Below are 19,708 nucleotides of genomic sequence, written 5' to 3'. Positions count from 1 at the left end.
ACGGAATGAGCACGGACACCACGGGAACCGACACGGGTGAGGGCGCCGGATTCACGACGGCCGTCACCGAAGCGGTCGTCGACAGCATGAGCGGGACCGCCGACCCACGTCTGCGCGAACTGCTCACCGCCCTCACCCGGCATCTGCACGCCTTCGTACGGGAGACCGAGCCGACGATGGCGGAGTGGGAGCGGGCCATCGGCTTCCTGACGGCCACCGGACAGTCCTGCACGGACACCCGGCAGGAGTTCATCCTGCTGTCGGACGTCCTCGGCGTCTCGATGCTGGTGGAGACCCTCAACGGCCACTGCGACACGGGCGCCACCGAGTCGACCGTCCTCGGCCCCTTCCACATGACCGAGTCGCCGGTACGCGAACTCGGCGCCGACATCGACCTGGTGGGCACCGGCGAGCCCTGCGTGGTCAGCGGCCGGGTGCTCGACCGGGACGGAACTCCGCTGCCGGGCGCGGTACTCGACGTCTGGCAGGCGGACGCCGAGGGCTACTACGACGTCCAGCAGCCGGACGTACAACCACCGGGCAACGGCCGAGGACTCTTCACCGCGGACGCGGAGGGCCGCTTCTGGTTCCGCACGTGCGTGCCGAGCCCGTACCCGATCCCCACGGACGGCCCGGTCGGCGAACTCCTCGACGCCACCGGCCGACACCCCTACCGCCCGGCCCACATCCACTTCATCGCCACGGCCGAGGGCCACGAGCCCGTCACCACCCACATCTTCGTCGCGGGCAGCGACTACCTCGACTCGGACGCCGTGTTCGCGGTCAAGGAGAGCCTCGTCCAGGACTTCAGCGAGACCGACGACCCTTCCCTGGCACGGGAGTTCGGCGTACCGAACCCGTTCCGCCACGCACGCTTCGACCTGGTCCTGGAGAAGAACTCGTGATCGGTGCACCGGACTTCGTGTACGAGGCCCAGCCGATGCGGGTCGTGCTGCGGGCCGGGGCCGCCGTGACCGCCACGGCCGGGGAGGCCGAACGGCTCGGTCTGCGGCGGCTGTTGGTGGTGTGCGGGGCACGCGGCAAGGACACCGCGCAGGCCGTCGCCGATTCGCTCGGACCTGCTCTGGCGGGTCTGCACGACGAGGCGCGGATGCACGTACCCGTCGAAGTCGCCGACCGGGCCGTCGAGGTGGCGCTCGCGGCGGGCGCCGACGGGTGTGTGGCCGTCGGCGGCGGCTCCGCGATCGGGCTGGGGAAGGCGATCGCGCTGCGCACCGGGCTGCCGCTGATCGCCGTGCCCTCCACCTACGCCGGCTCGGAGATGACCCCCGTCTGGGGCCTGACCGAGGACGGCGTGAAACGCACCGGCCGCGACCGGACCGTCCTCCCGCGCAGCGTCGTGTACGACCCCGAACTGACCCTCTCCCTGCCCGTCCCGCTCTCCGTCACCAGCGGAATCAACGCCATCGCGCACGCCGTCGAGGCCCTGTACGCCCCCGACATCTCGCCGATCGTCTCCCTGATGGCGCGGGAGGGCGTACGGGCGATGGCCGAGGCGCTCCCGGACGTGGCCGCCGACCCCGCGTCCCTCGACGCGCGCGGCCGGGCCCTGTACGGGGCGTGGCTGTGCGGCTCCTGCCTCGGCGCCACCACCATGGGCCTGCACCACAAGCTGTGCCATGTCCTCGGTGGCACCTTCGGCCTGCCGCACGCCGAGACCCACACGGTCGTCCTGCCCTACGCGTTGGCCTACAACGCGCCCGCCGCACCGGACGCGGCCGACGCCGTCGCCCGTGCCCTGGGCGGCGCGGCCGATGCCCCAACGGCCCTGTGGGAACTGGCCGGACGCCTCGGCGCCCCGCGCTCCCTCGCCGAACTCGGCCTCACCGAGGCCGACTTGACGGTGGCGGCGGACCAGGTCACCGGGCAGCCGTACGCCAACCCGCGCGAGGTCACGGCGGAGGGCGTGCTCGGGGTGCTGCGGGCGGCGTACCGGGGTGCGGCGCCCGGGTCGCTCTAGGACCTGGTCCCGCACCCCGCCCACGCTCCACGCGAACACGGAACGACGAACGAAGACAGAAAGAAAAGGTGAACCCATGGCCCTCGCACTGTTCAGGCGCCTGCGTTCCAAGGACGTCGCCGACCGCGCGGGCCTCTCCGTTCCCCTGCCGCCGGGCGCGGGCGCCCTCGGCTGCGAGGTACTGGACCCGCTGGGCCAGCCGATGGGCGGCGCCGATGTGACCGTGTCGGCGGTCGACATCCACCATGTGATGGCGCGCGGTACGACGGACCCGTACGGCTTCTTCCTGGCGGTCCTGCCGCCGGGCCGCTACAGCCTGATGGTCGCGGCGGAGGGGCTGACGCCGTACCGCGAGACGGTCGAGGTCGTCGGCGACACCGTGCTCCCGACGGAACGCGTCCAGTTGGAGCCGGCCCGTCAGCTGGACCTTCCCCTGCCCGGCACCTGGCTCTTCGATCCGCCGCACACGGCGATCCGGTTCATCGCCAAGCACGTCGGGATGGCGAACGTGCACGGCCGGTTCGAGCGGTTCGAGGGCGGCATCCAGGTGGCCCAGCAGATGACGGACTCCCGGGTGTCCGTCCGGATCGACGCGTCGAGCATCACCACGGGCAACAACACCCGGGACAACCATCTGCGGTCCGCCGACTTCCTCGACGTCGAGCGCTTCCCGTACATCGACTTCGCGAGCACGCGGTTCGCGTACCGCGGCGGCAGCAAGTGGACGTTGCAGGGCACGCTGACCATGCACGGGGTGACGCGTTCGGTGGGGCTGGAGACCACGTACCTGGGCACGGTGAACGGTGGCTACGGCGAGGAGTTGCGCTGCGCCGCCCTCGCCAGGGCCGAGCTGCACCGGGAGGACTACACCCTCAACTGGCGTTCGATGCTGGCCCGTGGCATCGCGGTGGTCGGTCCGACCGTCCAACTGGAGCTGGACGTACAGGCCATGTACCGGACGCACGACACACCCACGCCGCCGAAGTAGCGGACGCGGAGTGGCCGACACGTCCGCCGGGCGCCCCTGAAGCTTTCCTTCCGAGTGACCCATCCGTGATATGGGCATGCCAATCTGGCCGAGCCCCGCACCCCGGACGTCGATCAGGAGGCCCCCAGTGAAGAGACGTGTGCGCATCCGCAGAGCCTCGCTCGTCCTCGGCAGCGCGATCGCGCTGCTCGTCGCCTTTCCCGGCACCGCCCTCGCCGCCCCGCCCGCGGCCCTGCCTGCCAACGCGGACAGCACCGAGCAGACGTACCAGCCTGCCTACGACTACGACACGGACGGCTGCTACTCCACCCCCGCCATCGGCCCCACGGGCACCCTCAACGGCGGCCTCAACCCGACCGGCGCCCTCAACGGCTCGTGCCGTGACGCCTCCGACCTCGACAACACCAACGGCTACTCCCGCTACAAGTGCAACAACGGCTGGTGCGCGATCATCTATGGCCTCTACTTCGAGAAGGACCAGGCACTCGCGGGCAGCAGCATCGGCGGGCACCGGCACGACTGGGAGCACGTGGTGGTGTGGGTGCAGAACAACGTGGCGCAGTACGTCTCGACGTCCAACCACGGCAGTTTCAGCATCTACGACCGCAGCCAGGTCCGCTGGGACGGCACCCACCCCAAGATCGTCTACCACAAGGACGGCATCAGCACGCACTGCTTCCGCCTCGCGAACACCAACGACGAGCCGCCGGAGAACCACAAGGGGACCTGGCAGTTCCCGGCCCTGGTCGGCTGGAACGGCTACCCGTCGGGCATCCGTGACATCCTGACCTCCGCCAACTGGGGCAGCGCCAACTTCGGCCTCAAGGACGGCAGTTTCAACTCCCACCTGGCGGCTGCCATGCCGGCGGGCATCACGTTCGACCCGAACGCCTGACCCTCGCGGGGGTCACTCGCAGCCGACCCCGTCGCCGTCCCGGTCGAGATGCCGTCCGTAGCCCGGATCGCCGACACGCACCGGGGCGGCACCGGCGGCGCGGGCCGCGGTGCAGTTGTCGTAGTACACGCTCTCGTCACCGGAGCCGGAATCGGATCCAGAGCCGTCGTCGGAGCCGGAACCCGTGTCGGTGTCGGTGTCGGCCGCCGGTTCGGCCGTGACGGTCCTGGTCGCCAACACCGTGACCGTCGGGGCGGGTTCGGGTGCGGCCGTCTCGGTGGCGGTGACCGTCGCGGTCGCCGTGGCCGTGACGGTCGCGGTCGGTTGCGGGTCGGCGGACACCGGCTCCTTGCCGTCGTCGCTCGTGCCGATGCCGACACCGATGAAGAGCGCCAGCCCGAGGGCGGGCAGTACGAATCTCTTGCGGGCCCATCTCGGGCTCTGCCGGTCCGGCCCGGGACCCGGTATCGGAGCCGGTTGCGGGGTGCCGGCGGTGTTGTACGGGTTGCTCATGGTCGTCCCCCTGGGTCGTGTTTCAGGTGGGTCGACGGTAGTGCGGCGGATGATGCGGTAAGGGGCCCTTGATACCTCGGTGACCGTTCCGTGACCCCTCGGAGGCACGGGCGGCTGTGCGGTAGGGTTTGTCTGTGCGATCACGCGGGGCAACCGCGGGTCGACGCACCGGGACGTGGCGCAGCTTGGTAGCGCACTTGACTGGGGGTCAAGGGGTCGCAGGTTCAAATCCTGTCGTCCCGACGGTGTGACAAAGGGGCCCTCGCGGGCGGTGGTCCGCGAGGGCCCCTTCGCGCGTTCCGGCGGCGCTTCTGGACGCTCGGGCGGGGTCGCCGGTGATCAGGCGTTCGTCCTCCGGTGCGGCGAAGGGGAACGTGGAGACCGGGACCGGCACCGTGTACGGCGTGGGCGGTCCGGGGCCGGCGGTGGCGTCGAACGGTCCATCGCGTCCGCCGACGAGGTGATGGTGGGAGTGGTCATGCCGGTCCTCGGCTCGGGATCGGTTTCGCGGTGGTGTCGGCGAGGCGGCTGCCGGGGATCGCCGCGAGCAGCTCGCGGGTGTACTCGTGGCGGGGCTCGGTGAACAGGTCCTCGGGCGGTCCCGTCTCCACGACGCGCCCGGCCCGCATGACGGCGACCTGGTGCGCGATCTGCCGTACGACGGCCAGGTCGTGGGAGATGAAGAGGTACGCGACACCGGTGTCCGCCTGCAACTCGGCCAGCAGTTCCAGGACTTGGGCCTGGACCGACACGTCGAGCGCGGAGACCGGCTCGTCGCACACCACCAGGTCGGGGGAGAGGGCGAGGGCGCGAGCGATGGCGACGCGCTGCCGCTGTCCGCCCGACAGCTCCGCCGGGCGGCGCTCCAGCGTCGAGGCCGGCAGCGCGACCCGGTCCAGCAGGTCGCCGGCCCGGGCGAGCCGGGAGGCGCGGTCGCCGACCTTGAACGCCCGCAGCGGCTCGGTGATCACCTCGGCGATGGAGAAGCGCGGGTCGAGGGACGCGTACGGGTTCTGGTAGATGAGCTGGGCGCGTCGGCGCAGCTGTCTGACCTGGGCGCCCTTGGCCCGGGTGACATCGGTGCCGTCGAACAGGAGCTGTCCGGAGGTCGGTTCGGTGAGGCGGAGGACCAGCCTGGCGGTGGTCGACTTGCCCGAGCCCGATTCGCCGACCAGGGCGAGGGTCCGGCCGCGACGCAGGGTGAAGCTGACGTCGTCCACCGCGCGCAGGGTGCGGGCCTCGCCGCCGGTGCGCGGCAGCCTGAACTCCTTGACCAGGTTGCGTACTTCGGCCAGGGGAGTTGTTTCGTCGGCCGGTGCGGCGGACGCAGGGGTGCGGGAGCGGGCCGTGGTGAGGCTCGGGGCGCTGGCCAACAGCCGCCGTGTGTACTCGTGTTGGGGGTCGGCCAGGACGGCACGGGTCTCACCCGCCTCGACGACCCTGCCCTGCTCCATCACCACCAGCCGCTGGGAGCGGTCGGCGGCCACCCCGAGGTCATGGGTCACCAGCAGGATCGCCGTGCCCAACTCCTCGGTGAGATGCTGGAGATGGTCGAGGATGACGCGCTGCACGGTGACGTCGAGCGCGCTGGTCGGCTCGTCGGCGATGATCAGCCTGGGCTTCGCGGCGATGGCGATGGCGATCAGCACCCGCTGCCGCATACCGCCGGACAGTTCGTGCGGGTACTGCCGGGCACGGACGGCCGCGTCGGGCAGCCCCGCCCGGTCCAGTACCGCGACCGCGTCGGCGGCCGCCGTACGACGGGTCGCCAGACCGTGGATGCGCAGCACCTCGGCGACCTGTTCGCCGATCCGCTTGACCGGGTTGAGCGAGACCGTCGGGTCCTGCGGGACCAGCCCGATCTGTGCGCCGCGCACGGTGCGCAGCTCCGCCTCCGACAGCGTCGCCAGGTCGTGCCGGCCGAAGCGGACCGTGCCCGCGTCGATGGTGCCGTTCGCCGCAAGCAGCCGGGTGACGGCGTGCGCCGTGGTGCTCTTGCCGGAGCCGGACTCGCCGACCACGGCGGTCACCTGCCCGGGCCGGACGTCGAGGTCCACGCCCCGCACCGCCGGTACGGCACTGCCACGGGTGCGGTACGACACCGACAGGCCGCGGATCTCCAGCAGTGGTGCGGTCACGTCCTCACCGTTCTCTTGTACGTCGGTCATCGCCGGGACCACTCGCCGTCCAGCGCCCGGGCGATACGGTTGGTGGCCAGCACGGTCGCGGCGATGGCCAGACCGGGCAGCGCGGTCAACCACCAGGCGTTCGCCAGGTAGTTGCGGCCGTCGGAGATCAACGTCCCCCACTCCGGGGCCGGTGGCGGAGCGCCGTAGCCGAGGAAGCTGAGCGCCGACACGGCCAGGATCGAGGCGCCGAAGTCCAGCGTCGCCAGGACGATCACCGGGCCGGCCGCGTTGGGCAGGACGTGCCGTCCCAGCACCGAGTACCAGCGGGCCCCGCTCGCGCGGGACGCCTCGACGAACACCGCCTGCCGTACCCGCAGCACCTCGGCGCGCGCCACCCGGGCGAAGGAGGCGACGCTCGCGATGCCCACCGCGACCGCCACCTTCACCGTCCCGTACCCGAGCGCGGTGACGAGGGCCAGCGACAGGAACAGCGCGGGGATGGAGAGGAGGACGTCGACGAAACGCATCAGCACGTCGTCCACCCAGCGGCCCACGAACCCGGCGACCACACCGAGCAGACCGCCGACCACGAACGCGACCAGGACCGCGATGATCGTGGCCTTGAGGGAGAGCTGGGCGCCGTGGACCACGCGGGAGAACACATCGCGGCCCAGTTCGTCCGTACCGAACCAGTGACTCCCGCTCGGATCACGGAAGTTCTCGGACGGCACCCCCTTCAACGGGTCCTGCGAGGTGAAGAGGTCCGGCCAGAAGGAGGCCAGCACCACCAGCACCACGACGACGGCCGACAGCAGCAGACCGGGACGGCGCAGCAGGAACCGCAGCACCTCCCGTACGTCGGTCCGGCGACGGCCCGGGTCCGTGGGGGACCCGGCCCCGACCGGGCGGGCGGGACCGGGAGCGGCCTCCGCCCGGCCGGCCACGCCGTCGACGTCCTTGGCGAGACTCTGGCTCATGCGAAGCCCGCCCCCCTGTCCGAAGCGACCACGATCCGCGGGTCGAGGAGCGGATAGACGAGGTCGACGAGGAGATTCGTCGCCACGAAGATCAGCGCCCCGAACACCACCACCCCCTGGACCAGCGGGATGTCCTGGGAGGTGACCGCGGCCGCGGTGACCCGGCCCAGTCCGTCGCGGGAGAAGACCGTCTCGACGACCACCGAACCGGCGACCAGCTGCCCGACCAGCAGACCGACGACCGTCAGCGCGGGCAGCGACGCGTTGCGCAGCGCGTGCCGCAGATGCACCCGCCACCGGCCGGCGCCCTTGGCCCGCGCGGTCTCCACATAGGCCTGGTCCAGGGCCGTGAGCAGGCTCTTGGCCAGCACCTGCGCGACCTGCGCGCCGGTCGGGATCGCCAGCGTGACAGCGGGCAGCACCAGCCCCTGGAACCCGTCGTTGCCGAACGCCGGGAACCAGCGCAGCCGGAAGGAGAACGTCTCGACGAGCAGCAGCCCCACCCAGAACGTCGGGACCGACACCCCGAGCGGGGGCAGCGACAGCAGCAACTGCCGCAGCCACCGCCGCGAGGTGTACGTCGCCACCACCGCGAGACCGGCGCCGAACAGCACCGCGAGGAGCAGCGCGGTGCCGGTCAGCTGGAGCGTCTGCGGCAGCGCGTCGGCCACCGTGGAGGCCACCGGGCGGCCGGTGGAGATCGCGTCGCCGAAGTCGCCGCGCACCGCCCGGCCCAGATGGTCGGCGTACTGCACGAGCACCGGCTTGTCGAAGCCGTACTCGTGCCGCAGCGCGGCGAGTTGGGCCGGATCCACCTGCCCGGAGTCCATCCCCGCACTCGCCATCGCGGTGACCGGGTCACCGGGCAGGAAGTCCAGCACCAGGAACGACACCGTGTACGCCGCCCACAGCACCCCGACCGCCTGCGCCAGCCGCTTGATCACATACCGGCGCATGTCCTAGCCGATCCAGGTGTCGTGCAACTGGACCCGGCTGCCCGAGTCGAAGGCGAGACCGTGGACCTTCTTCGTCACGGCCAGCTGGGTCTGGAGCTCCACCACCGGGACGTTGTACGCGTTATCCACGATCAGCTTCTGCGCCTCGGTCACCAGCTGCTGTCGCTCGGTGGCGTCCGTGGTCGCGGCCTGCCCGGCCAGCGTCGTGTCGAGCGAACTGGCGGGCAGACGGTAGAAGTTGGCCAGCTTGCTGGAGAAGGAGCTGCGCAGGATGTCGGGGTCGGCGCGGGTCACGTTGCTCCACACCAGGTCGAAGTCGCCGCCCTGGAGCGTGGTGGCGAACTGGCTGACCTGGCCCTGCTTGAGCACCACGTCGATCCCGACGTCCTTCAGCTGCTGCTGGACCAGCTCCAGCGCGGGCTGGTTGGTGGCGGCGTTGGGGAACCAGGCGATGGTCAGGCTCAGCTTCTTGCCGTCCTTGGCGCGGATGCCGTCGCTGCCCGTCTTCCAACCGGCCTCGTCCAGCAGGGACTTGGCCTTGGCCGCGTCGAAGGCGAGGTCGGCGGAGAGGTCCGTGTAGTCGGGCGTCGTGTGCGCCAGGACGCTGGTCGCCGGCCGGGTGCCGGTCGGGAAGACGGTGTCGGCTATCTGCTTGCGGTCGACGGCGGCCAGGATCGCCTGCCGCACCTTCGCGTCCTTCAGCACCGGCCGCGAGTTGTTGACCCCCAGGCCGAACACCACACCGGGGTTCGCCCGGCGCAGCAGCGTGACCTGACCGCCCCCGAGCGCCGCCTCGTTGGCCCTGCCGACGCTGCTGATCGCGTCCACCTGCCCGGACTGGAGACTGCCGGCCCGCACCCCCGCCTCGGGCACGACCTTGAACACCAGCTTGTCCAGATAGGCCTCGCCCTTCTTGGACCACAGCGCGGAGCCCCAGTCGTACCCGGTGCGCTTGACCAGGGTGATCGACTGGTTCTGCACATACTGCTTCAGCACGAACGGCCCGGACCCGATCGCGCCCTCGCTGCACTTCTGCTGCGGGGACCTCTTCACGCTCGCCGACGACTCGATGCCCAGCGAGTGGGTCGAAGTCGCTTGCAGGAACTGGGCGTTGGGCTCCTTGAAGGTGACCTTGACGGTGAGCGGGTCCACCACGGTGGTGCTCTCGACGCTGCTCAGATAACCCTGGGGGAGACTGCCCAGCGCGCCGAGCTTCGGCACCGCGTCGAAGTTGTCCTTGACGACCTGCGCGGTCAGCTTCGACCCGTCGCTGAAGGTGACGCCCGACCGCAGATGGAACGTGAACTGTGTCGCGTCGGCGTTGATGTCCCAGTTCTTGGCGAGCCACGGCACGATCTTGCCGGTCTCGGGGTCCTGGTCGGTGAGGGAGTCCACGGTCTGGCGTACCGAGTAGATGCTTTCGTTGCTGCCGGACTGCTGCGGGTCCACGCAGCCGGCGTCGGAACCCACCGCGAAGGTCAGGGTGCCCCCGGACTTCGGCCGGCCGCTTCCGCCGCTGGTGTCGTCACCGCCCGACCCGCAGGCGGTCAGCAGAACACTGGCGGTCAGCAGGGCGGCCAGGGGCGCCCGACGGGAGAGTCTGGAATCCGGGAGTGCTGTCACGGAGGGTTTCTCCTACTCGTATCACCAGGCACGGGGTGCCGTGCGAGGCACGGCCGTGCATGGGTGTGCGGCCCCGGCCGGCTCGACACCGGCCGCGGGGGAGCGCTGTACAGACATGTGGTCAGGGGGAGGCGACACCGGGAGCGGTGGCAGGGGGAAAGCGCGCAGAGGCGCCGGCCGGTGACGGACGTCAACCGGCGCGGGCCGGGCTCGTCAGGATCGACAGAGGCAGCTGGTGGAGCGCTTCAGATCGATGTGGCGTCGGCGCGAGAGCCGGGAGAAGGGCGTGGCGTCGGCGAAGGAGGCAGGCAGGTCACCGCTGTGCCGCATACCGGTCCTCCCTGATCTCCGGCCCCGGTCGAGGGGCCACGCGCTTGCGGGAATCGTCGGTGATCCCGCCGGGCTTTCACCTGGAGCACCCCACCGCGCGGGAGGGTTGCCGGTCAGCGAGCCAGGGCTTGACGCTGACACTCAATGCCGGACGCGATCGTACGGAGCGGTCTTGTCGTACGTCAATGCCGGAAAGGGGCATCCTGCGCGGGAAGGCGGTCCGTCTCACGTGCCGGGACAGCGCGGGGGACGAACCTCCTCCGTGCCCCGCGCGAGGCGGAACTCCAGGCGACCGAGCCGCTGTTGCCGACGGCACCGCCGCGGTGACCGCATTGACAAGCCGAATCCACCAGGGCTGTCATGAGCACATGATCCAGTGCCCCGCGCCCCGCCCCCGACGAGCCGACGGCCCCGCCCCCGGCTCCGGGGCCGGGCGTGGGCGACCGCCACGGGTGTACCGCCGGTGAGCGGTCGACGCGAGCTGCTCGACACCGCCCGGGCGGTTTTGACGGAGCGTCACGGAGTGCTCCTCCACGGCCCCGAGGGCATCGGCAGGTCCACGCTCGTGGCCGCCCTCATGACGTCCGCGCCGGGAACAGTGCTGTACTGCTCGCCCGCCCCGGAGGACGTCCGGCTCCCGTTCGGCGGTCTCGTCGACCTGTTCGCCCGGGTGCCGGAGGGCTGCCTGGAGGCACTGCCGTCCGAACCCCGGGCGGCACTGCGGGCGGCCCTGCTCCTCGGCCGCGAACCCACCGACGGCCGGAGCCTTCTCGCGGTGCGTGTCGCCGTCCTCGAAGTGCTGCGCGCCCTCGCCGCCGCAGGCCCTGTCCTGCTGGTCGTCGACGGTCTCCAGTGGCTCGACGAGCCGACCGCCGAGGTCCTCGCCTTCGCCGTACGCCGGGTCGAGGGCCTCGGCATCCGGATGGTGGCCACCGAGCGGGTGGCCGAGGGCGAGCAGCCCGAACGGCTGCGCTGCTGCCCGCCGGACACCGTCGAACTCCCCGTGCCACCGCTCGGCGACGACGAGGTGGCCCACCTCGTGCGCACCACCGTCGGCGCCGAACCACCGCCGGGCGTCCTGCGGGCGATCCAGGACACCGCCGCCGGAAACCCGTCGTACGCACAGGAGTTGGCGCGAGCCGCCCCGCGCGACCCGGTGCCCTTCGGCCGGCCACTGCCCGTACCCCGAAGACTCCGCGACCGACTCCTCGACCGGACACGCTCGTTGCCGCAGCCGGCTCAGCACACCCTCCTCGTCACGAGCGCCGCCGCCCATGCCACCCTCACCCTCCTGCGCGCCGCCGGACTCCCCGACCCCGCCGCCGATCTCGCGGCGGCCGAACGCATCGGCGTCGCGGAGGCCGACGCCCACGGCACCGTACGGTTCCGGCATCCGCTGCTCCGGGCCGCCGTCTACGCCGACGCACCGGAACACGGGCGCCGCGAGGCGCACGCCCTCCTGGCCCGCGCCGCCACCGAGCCCGTGGAACAGGCCCGCCATCTTGCCCTCGCCCACCCGTACGAGGACGAGACCACCGCCCGCACACTGATGTCGGCGGCCGAGGCCGTACGCCGCGACGGCACCCCCGACGCCGCCTTCGAACTCGCCGGGCTCGCCGCCCTGCGTACTCCCGCCGACCGCCCCGAGGAGCGCGCCGACCGGCTGCTCGCCGCCGCCGAATACGCCTGCGACGGCGGGCTGTCGGAGGAGGCCGCCCGGGCGGCCCGAACCGTCCTCGCCGGGTCGGGCTCCGCGCGGCGGCGGGCCCGGGCCCGGGTGATCCTGCTGCGCAATGCCGGGCAGGCGCTGGAGGGCACCCGTGACCTGATCGAGGAGGGCCTGCGGGACGCGGCCGGCGACCCGGAGGCGGAGGCCTGGCTGCACTACTGGGCGGCCGTACGGGGGCTGCTGTGCGGGGAGTTGGCGGACGCGGCCCGGCATGCCCGGCGCGCCGCCCGGCAGGGGCGGTCGGTCGGTGACACGGACACCAGGATCGGGGCCCTCGCCACCCTCGCCCGGGTGCTGTCCCTGGCCGGCGAACCGGTCGCCGCCGACGCGGCCCTGGAGGAGGCGCTCGCCCTGGCCGGCGGCGCCGACGCCGGCCCGGACAGCTGGGGACTGATCCGGATGCGTGCGATCCTCGCCCTCGACTCCGACAGGGTCGTCGAGGCCGGGGAGCGTGTCACCCGGCTCCTCGCGGAGATCGGCGCGTTCGCCGGGGTCGAGGAGACCGTGGCGACCCTGGTCGCGCTGACCCGTATCCAGGTGCGCGCCGGGCACTGCGGGGAGGCGCTGCGCACCGCCGCCCGCTGCTCGCGCACCCTGACCGGGACGGGCGTCCAGACCGCGCCCGCCCTGTACGCGGCGGCGCTCGCGGCGACCGCCGGCGGCACCGCGGAGGAGGCCCGGCGCCTCGCCGAACAGGCGGTACGGGCCTCCGAGGCGGACGGCGACCGGCTGTTCCTGCTGCGCGCGCTGGCGGTGCTCGGCCAGGCCCAGCTGCTCGACGGCGACCCACGGGGTGCCGCTGCCGCCGTCGAGACACTGCAACGCGTCAAGCGGCTGGGTGAGGCGATGTGCGCGGCCGACCCGCCGCTGCTGCACTGGTACGCCGACCTGGCCGAGGCCCTGGTCGTCCTGGGCGAGACGGACGCGGCCGGAGCCGTCCTCCAGGATGCCCGTACGCGGGTGTCCCGCGATGCGCCCGGGAGCGTACTGGCGGCTCTGGACCGGGCGGAGGGGCTGCGGGAGGCGGCACTCGGCCGGGCGAAGGAGGGGGCGCTGCGGCTGCGTACCGCCGTGGACCGGCTGCGTCGGCTCCCGTTGCCCGTCGAGCTGGTGCGCGCCCTGATCGCCCTCGGCACGGTCGAGCGCCGCGCACGGCACCGGAGCGCGGCGCGGACGGTCCTGCGCGAGGCGGCGGAGACCGCGACCCGGATCGGCGCCGCTCCCCTCGCGGCACGCGCCCGGGACGAGCTGGTGCGGCTGGACGCCGGGGACCGCGCCGGTGAGGCCGGCGGCCCCGAACTCACCCCCACGGAGGCCAGGATCGCCGAACTCGTCGGCGGCGGGGCCACCAACAGGGAAGTCGCCGCACGGCTGTTCATCAGCGTCAAGACGGTGGAGGGCGCCCTCTCGCGGGTCTACCGCAAGCTCGGCGTCCGTTCACGCACCGCGCTCGCGCACGCGATGGCGGTCGCCGTCCTCGCCTCCGGGGCCGCCGTGGGATACGGCGACGACGACCAAGTGACCCCCGTGACACAGGGAGTGACGGTGAGTCAGCCCGGGCGGATCCGAATGTCCCGCACACCCGACACACGCCGTTGACGTGACATGCGCAGTTAACACGGAGAGCAAGGGTTCCCCCGCTTATGGGGGAGGGGCCGCCGTTCCTACGGTGAAGCCGTTCCGCTTCTGGGACAGCCACCCCCCACTCCTCGGAGGACGTCAGTGAAGTCACGTCTGAAACTGCTCGGACTGGTCGCCGCACCGGTCCTGCTCGCCGCAGCCGTCCCCACCGCCTACGCGGCGAACATCGCGCAGCCGCACGCGACTCGGGCGGCCGTCACCGGAGACGTCCTCAAGGGCCTGAACATCCACGCGACCCGCACCGGCAAGGTCGCCGCCGGGAAGCGCATAGCGGTGGCGATCAGCCTCACCCCCAGAAACGCCAAGGCGCTCGACACCTTCGTCGCCAAGGTCAGCGATCCCAAGTCGAGTTCCTACGGCCACTATCTGACGAAGAGCCAGTTCGCGGCCCGCTTCGGCCGGACCGACGCCGAGGTCGAGCAGGTCAAGGACTACCTCCGCGCGCAGGGCCTGACCGTCGGCAAGGTCCACTCGGGCAACCTGCTCGTCGACGCCAGCGGCACGGCCGCCCAGCTGGAGAAGGCCTTCGGCACCAAGCTGTCGACCTGGAAGGACACGGCGTCCGGACGTTCCTTCTACGCCAACGACGCCGCGCCGACCCTGCCGTCCTCGGTCGCCGCCCTGGTCAGTGATGTGGCGGGCCTCAACAACCGCGTCCAGCTGCACCACCAGTCGACGTCCCGTGTCGCGCCCCGCAACGGCCCGGGCGGCGGCTACACCCCGGCCCAGCTCAAGGGCGGCTACAACGTCTCCGGCACCTACACCGGCAGCGGCCAGAAGATCGCGCTGCTGGAGTTCGACGGCTTCCAGCAGTCCAACATCACCAAGTACGACACCAACTACAGCCTGGGCTCGCCCACCCCGACCGTGTCCAAGGTGGACGGCGGCTCGGGCGCGCTCGGCGACGGCCAGGTCGAGGTCGAGCTGGACATCGAGGTCCTGCACGCCATCGCCCCCAAGGCGAACGTCACCGTCTTCGAGGGCCCCAACTCCGACGCCGGCGAGGTCGACACGTACCAGGCCATCGTCGACAGCGGCATCCCGACCACGTCGATCAGCTGGGGCGCCGCCGAGAGCGCCCGCACCACCTCCAACATCAACGCAGTGGACGCCGTCTTCAAGGCGGGCGCCGCCCAGGGCCTCGGCTTCTACGCGGCCTCCGGCGACGACGGCTCCGACGACGCGGGCGACGGCGGCACCTCCGTCGACTACCCGGCCAGCGACCCGTACGTGACCGGCGTCGGCGGCACCAAGCTGACCGTGACCTCCGCCAACGCCTTCAGCAAGGAGGTGGCCTGGTCCGGCGGCGGTGGCGGCAAGTCCTCCGTCTTCAAGATCCCCAGCTGGCAGACGGCCGTCCAGAAGAGCGCGGGCGGCGGCTACCGCCAGGTCCCGGACGTCTCGGCGCACGCCAACCCCAGCCCCGGCGTCTCGATCTACTCCCAGGGCTCCTGGTCCTCGGTGGGCGGTACGAGCGCGGCGGCGCCGGAGTGGGCGGCCTTCGCGGCCCTCTACAACCAGCAGGCCGCGGCGGCCGGCGAGGCCAACCTCGGCTTCGCCAACCCCGCCCTCTACTCGGCGAGCGGCACCGGCTTCCACGACATCACCAGCGGCAGCAACGGCGCCTACTCCGCCGCCACCGGCTGGGACTTCACCACCGGCTGGGGCTCGTACAACGCGGCGACCCTGGCAAGCAAGCTCCTCGGCTGACCGAGCCGACCGAACACACCACAGCGCGGGCCGGGACGACTCCCGACCCGCGCTGTCGGCGCCCCAAAGGGGCGCGGGGCTGTATCGATATGCGGCTCCGCCGCGTGGGCGCGACCAGCCACAACGCCGCCGCAGCGAACCGACAACACCGACTGGCACCCAGCGGAGCGTCACCCCTGCGGATGCCGCAGGGGCACCACCCCCACGCACCGCCCCTCCCGGTCCAGCAGCCGCCCCATGTGCTTGACCGTCCGCAGCACCACCGAGCGGTCGTCGACCGTGAGACGCGGCAACTGCCGGGACAGATGGGCCTCGAAGTCGTGCACGTCGTGCAGGTCCCGCAGCCACACGTCGATCACCAGGTTGTGCGGGCCCGCGGTGATCGCGCACGAGCGGACCTCGCGCACCCCGGACAGCGCCCTGCTGGTCTCCGCCACGAACTGACCCGGTACGGAGGCGAAGTACACGGCGGACAGCGGCCAGCCCGACAGCGGCCGGGCCAGATCGCAACGCAGGCTCAGGCGTGAGGTGAGCAGCGACTGGAGTCTGCGGCGGACCGTGGTGAGGCTGGTGTCCGTCGCCGCCGACAGGTCCCGCAGGGACAACCGGCCGTCCGTGCTGAGCAGTTCGAGCAGGTGGGCGTCCAGGGCGTCCCAGCCGGCCTCGTCCGCGGGCCGGCACGGCGGGGGCAGGGCCGCCTCGATACGGGCGCTCTGGACGGCGTCCAGGCTGCGCAGCCGCCACCGGCTGCCCTCGGTCGGGAGGCCGGTCGACACATGGGTGCGGGTCGCCCGTACCCCGGGTGTCCGCTGGAACAACAGCGTGGTGAGGTGCGCCAGTTCGTCCAGGCTCCGGGTCACCACCGAGGCCACCAGGTCCCGGCCGCCCGCCGTGAGCTTGATGTTCGTCACCGCCGGATCCGCCGCGAGGGCCCGAGCCACGTCCGGAGCGGTGCCCGGCTCGGTGTCCACCTCGACCACGGCGGTCACCACGATCCGCGAGTTGGACAGCCGGGGGTATGCGGTCACCCACGCCAGCCCCGCCTCGGTCAGCCGGTGCCAACGGCGGGCCGCCGTCACCGGGTTGACCCCGAGCACCTCACCGACCAGCTTCCAGGGCGCCCTGGGATGGATCTGTAGGGCGTGCACGACACCCCGGTCCAGCTCGTCGAGTCCGTCGGCCTCCACGGTGGCGGAATCCTGCACCCCCATGGGCGGCACATCCCTGCGCACACCCGGGGAATCGGACGTGAAATCTGCGTGGTGACCCGGAGTACTTCCGCGCATCCCACACTCCCTTCTCCTGACCCCGACCGGCCCGGACCGCTTCCGGCAGTCCCCGACAACAGAGGAGTGACCGCATCCGATGACGAATGCCACGACCCCCGAGGCACCCCGCACCGCCCTGCGGATCCACCATGCCCGGCTCATCGACGGCACCGGCGCGGCCCCCGTGGACGACGCCGTCGTCGCCGTCGACGCGGAGGGAACCCTCACCTACGCCGGACCCGCCGCGACGGCGCCCCCGGCTTCCGAGAATGCTTCCCCGGTCCGCGAGATCGACGCGGGCGGCCGTACCGTACTGCCCGGCTTCTTCGACTGCCATGTCCACCTCGCCTACGCGCAGGGCTCCCCGCCCGGCCGCCGCGCCGAACTCGACCCCGTCCTGGTCACCCTGGACACCGCCGGGCGGCTGCGCCAGACCCTCGACGCGGGCATCACCAGCGCCCGCGACCTGGGCGGGCTGAGTGCGGGCTACCGTACCGCTGTCGAGACCGGCCGGATCGTCGGTCCACGGTTGCACACGGCCGTACGGATCATCAGCCACACCGGTGGCCACGCCGACGTACGGCTGCCCGACGGCACCGACCTCAGCGCCGGGATGTCCGAGATCGCCGACACGGCGGACGAGGCCCGGCTCGCCGTGCGCCGGGTGCTGCGCGAGGGCGCCGACCTGGTGAAGATCTGCGCCACCGGCGGTATGGGCAGCCCCTACGACCAGCCCGACGACGAGGGCCTCCTGGAGGAGGAGATCCGGGCCGTCGTCGACGAGGCGCGGCGCCACGGCGGCAAGCCGGTCGCCGCCCACGCCCAGGGCAACGCGGGCATCCTGAACGCGCTGCGGGGCGGGGTGACCAGCATCGAGCACGGCTACGGGCTCGACGAGCAGGCCTTGTACATGGCGGGCGAGCAGGGCACCTTCGTCGTGCCGACGCTGTCCACCGTCTACGCCGGCATCAACAAGGACACGATGCCCGACTACCACTACCAGAAGAAGGTCCGCTGGTCCGGGCTGACCAAGGAGAACATCGCCCGCGCCATCGAGTACGGTGCCCGGATCGCGCTCGGCACCGACGCCGCCGTCGGCCCGCACGGCGTGAACCTGATGGAACTCAGCTACCTGGTGGACCTCGGCATGGACCCGATGGACGCCATCGTCGCCGGGACCCGTACCTCCGCCGAGCTCCTCGGCGTGGCCGACCGGTTGGGCACCCTGACCGCCGGCCGCACAGCCGACCTGATCCTCTGCGACGGCGACCCGCTCACCGACATCGGCGTCCTCGGCGATCCCGCCCGCATCGTCTGCGTCGTCCAGGACGGCGTCGTACGCAAGGACCTGCTCGACCTCCCGCTCCCAGCCGCCCCGACCGGAAGGCAACCGTGATGTCCTCACTGACCGACCTCCCAGCACCGGACAGCAAGTCCCCGGAGACCGGCCGGCCGAGCGGCCTCGACCGGGTGCTCTCCCTCATCGAGCGGGTGGGCAACGCCCTGCCCAACCCGATCGTCCTCTTCGCCGGCCTCTTCCTGCTGCTGGCCGCCGTCTCCACCGGCCTCGAACTGGCCGGCGTGTCCGTCAAGGTGCCCGGCACCGACGAGACCAAGCACATCACCGGGCTCTTCAGCGGCGACGGTGTGCGCTGGCTGGTGGAGAACCTCATCGTCAACTTCGCCACGTTCCCGCCGATCGGCGCCGTCCTGGTGCTGATCATGGTGGTCGGGCTCGCGGAGAAGACCGGCCTGCTGGAGACCGTGATGCGGGCCACCCTGGCGAGAGTGCCGCGCCCGGTGCTCCCGTACGCGGTGGCGCTGATCGCCAGCCAGGCGCACATGATGAGCGACGTCGCCGCCATCGTGCTGCCGCCGCTCGCCGCGCTGGTCTTCAAGAGCGCCGGACGTCACCCCGTCGCGGGCCTCATCGGGGGCTTCGCCTGCGTGACCGCGGGCTACGCCGCCGGGTTCACCATCGGCTCGCTCGACGCCCTCTACGTGGGCATCACCCAGCAGGCCGCCTCGGTGCTCCCGGCTGCCGAGGGCCTCGACATCCATCTGCTGATCAACTACTTCTTCACCGCGGCAAGCAGTGTCGTCCTCGCGGCGGTCGGCGGCTTTCTCATCAGCCGGGTCCTCGAACCGCGCCTGGGCACGTACGAGGCCGGCGCGGACGAGCCCGAGCAGCAGGACCTCACGCTCACTCCCGTCCAGCGGCGTGGGCTGCTCTACACCGGTCTGGTCGTCCTCGCCTACCTGGGCGGGGTGCTGGCCCTCTGGCTGCCGGCCGGGGCTCCGCTGCGCGGCGAGGGCGGGGCCTTCGTGCCCTCGCCGTTCCTCTCGGGCATCGTGCCGGTGCTCTTCGGGGCGTTCCTGCTTGCCGGGCTGACCTACGGCTTCACGGTGAAGAAGCTCACCGGCGCCGAGGACGTGGCGACGGCCGTCACCGAGTCCGTGAAGAGCATGTCCGGCTACCTCGTGATGATGTTCGTCGCCGCGCAGGTCATCGCCCTGTTCACCTGGTCCAACGTGGGTGTGCTGCTGGCCGTGAAGGGCGCCGCCCTGTTCAAGTCCATGGGGGTGACCGGCTTCTGGGCGATCATCGTGTTCGTCCTGCTGGTCTCCTGTCTCAACCTGTTCATCCTCTCCGGCTCCGCCCTGTGGTCGCTGGTCGGGCCGGTCTTCATCCCCGCGTTCATGCTGATGGGGATGAGCCCGGCCCTCACCCAGGCGGCGTTCCGGATCGGGGACTCGGCCACCGGCGTCATCACCCCGATGAACCCCTACCTGTTCCTGATCCTGGCGATGCTCCGCCAGTACGAGCCGGACGCCCGCCTCGGCACACTCATCTCCCGGCTCGCCATCTTCGTGGTGCCGTTCATGGCGATCTGGCTGGCGATCCTCGGCATCTTCTACGGCTTCGACCTGCCCCTCGGCCCGGGCGCGCACATCGGCCTCCCGTGAT

15 protein-coding genes, 1 tRNA gene and 1 riboswitch are annotated in these 19,708 nt (G+C 71.9%); of the genes, 9 read left to right on the top strand and 7 right to left on the bottom strand.

The features are described 5' to 3' along the window. Positions 1-5: 5 nt before the first annotated feature. From OG787_RS05120 to OG787_RS05105, 4 genes are all read left to right on the top strand, one after another. Positions 6-905: an intradiol ring-cleavage dioxygenase gene (locus OG787_RS05120; protein WP_405534408.1), complete on the top strand. Its 900-nt coding sequence runs from the start codon at positions 6-8 to the stop codon at positions 903-905. Positions 906-940: 35 nt separating this feature from the next. After that, on the top strand, positions 941-1,981 hold the full coding sequence (locus OG787_RS05115) for a maleylacetate reductase (protein WP_369037362.1): 1,041 nt from the start codon (positions 941-943) through the stop codon (positions 1,979-1,981). 76 nt (positions 1,982-2,057) lie between these two features. Continuing rightward, positions 2,058-2,969 (top strand): YceI family protein, encoded by a 912-nt coding sequence (locus OG787_RS05110; RefSeq protein ID WP_369037349.1) that lies wholly within the window; start codon positions 2,058-2,060, stop codon positions 2,967-2,969. 127 nt (positions 2,970-3,096) lie between these two features. Beyond that, a complete protein-coding gene (locus tag OG787_RS05105) occupies positions 3,097-3,864 on the top strand; it encodes an NPP1 family protein (protein ID WP_405534407.1) in 768 nt (255 codons plus the stop codon). 12 nt (positions 3,865-3,876) lie between these two features. On the opposite strand, the gene OG787_RS05100 is transcribed toward OG787_RS05105, so the two are convergent. Beyond that, entirely contained in the window at positions 3,877-4,377 is a 501-nt protein-coding gene (locus OG787_RS05100) for an excalibur calcium-binding domain-containing protein (RefSeq protein WP_369037351.1), read from the bottom strand. Positions 4,378-4,546: 169 nt separating this feature from the next. On the opposite strand from OG787_RS05100, the gene OG787_RS05095 reads away from it, so the two are divergent. Beyond that, a tRNA-Pro gene (locus tag OG787_RS05095) sits at positions 4,547-4,620 on the top strand. Positions 4,621-4,853: 233 nt separating this feature from the next. Here OG787_RS05095 and OG787_RS05090 read toward each other — a convergent pair. The 5 genes from OG787_RS05090 to OG787_RS05070 form a co-directional block, all read right to left on the bottom strand. Next, positions 4,854-6,545, bottom strand: coding sequence for a dipeptide ABC transporter ATP-binding protein (locus tag OG787_RS05090; protein ID WP_405534406.1), 1,692 nt, complete (start codon positions 6,543-6,545; stop codon positions 4,854-4,856). After that, positions 6,542-7,483 carry an ABC transporter permease gene (locus tag OG787_RS05085; RefSeq protein WP_369037353.1) on the bottom strand — a complete coding sequence of 314 codons (942 nt, stop codon included), beginning with the start codon at positions 7,481-7,483 and terminating at the stop codon, positions 6,542-6,544. The genes OG787_RS05090 and OG787_RS05085 overlap by 4 nt, the downstream gene beginning before the upstream one ends. After that, positions 7,480-8,439, bottom strand: a complete 960-nt coding sequence (locus tag OG787_RS05080) for an ABC transporter permease (RefSeq protein WP_369037354.1) — start codon at positions 8,437-8,439, stop codon at positions 7,480-7,482. Before OG787_RS05080 ends, OG787_RS05085 begins: the two co-directional genes overlap by 4 nt. Before the next feature lie 3 nt (positions 8,440-8,442). Then, complete coding sequence (locus OG787_RS05075) at positions 8,443-10,062, bottom strand: ABC transporter substrate-binding protein (RefSeq protein WP_405534405.1); 1,620 nt, start codon at positions 10,060-10,062, stop codon at positions 8,443-8,445. Positions 10,063-10,275: 213 nt separating this feature from the next. After that, positions 10,276-10,392, bottom strand: a complete 117-nt coding sequence (locus tag OG787_RS05070; protein WP_332874970.1) for a putative leader peptide — start codon at positions 10,390-10,392, stop codon at positions 10,276-10,278. A gap of 35 nt (positions 10,393-10,427) precedes the next feature. Further along, a riboswitch (SAM riboswitch) is annotated at positions 10,428-10,541 on the bottom strand. Between the two features lie 314 nt (positions 10,542-10,855). Between OG787_RS05070 and OG787_RS05065 the strand changes: the two genes are divergently transcribed. Together OG787_RS05065 and OG787_RS05060 are read left to right on the top strand one after the other, a co-directional pair. After that, positions 10,856-13,720 (top strand): AAA family ATPase, encoded by a 2,865-nt coding sequence (locus OG787_RS05065; protein ID WP_405534404.1) that lies wholly within the window; start codon positions 10,856-10,858, stop codon positions 13,718-13,720. Positions 13,721-13,843: 123 nt separating this feature from the next. Next, positions 13,844-15,472 (top strand): protease pro-enzyme activation domain-containing protein, encoded by a 1,629-nt coding sequence (locus tag OG787_RS05060; protein ID WP_405534403.1) that lies wholly within the window; start codon positions 13,844-13,846, stop codon positions 15,470-15,472. A 170-nt stretch (positions 15,473-15,642) separates the two neighbouring features. Here the strand turns inward: OG787_RS05060 and OG787_RS05055 are convergent, their stop codons facing one another. Further along, positions 15,643-16,683 carry an Lrp/AsnC family transcriptional regulator gene (locus OG787_RS05055; RefSeq protein WP_369037358.1) on the bottom strand — a complete coding sequence of 347 codons (1,041 nt, stop codon included), beginning with the start codon at positions 16,681-16,683 and terminating at the stop codon, positions 15,643-15,645. A 154-nt stretch (positions 16,684-16,837) separates the two neighbouring features. Here OG787_RS05055 and OG787_RS05050 point away from each other — a divergent pair, with 154 nt between their 5' ends. Both OG787_RS05050 and OG787_RS05045 read left to right on the top strand, forming a co-directional pair. After that, entirely contained in the window at positions 16,838-18,136 is a 1,299-nt protein-coding gene (locus OG787_RS05050; protein ID WP_369037359.1) for an amidohydrolase family protein, read from the top strand. Next, a complete protein-coding gene (locus OG787_RS05045; protein ID WP_369037360.1) occupies positions 18,136-19,707 on the top strand; it encodes an AbgT family transporter in 1,572 nt (523 codons plus the stop codon). The genes OG787_RS05050 and OG787_RS05045 overlap by 1 nt, the downstream gene beginning before the upstream one ends. Position 19,708 lies beyond the last annotated feature (1 nt).

The organism is Streptomyces sp. NBC_00075 (genome assembly GCF_045041225.1).
Lineage (GTDB): Bacteria > Actinomycetota > Actinomycetes > Streptomycetales > Streptomycetaceae > Streptomyces > Streptomyces adonidis.
This window is presented reverse-complemented; position numbering and strand designations above follow the sequence as displayed.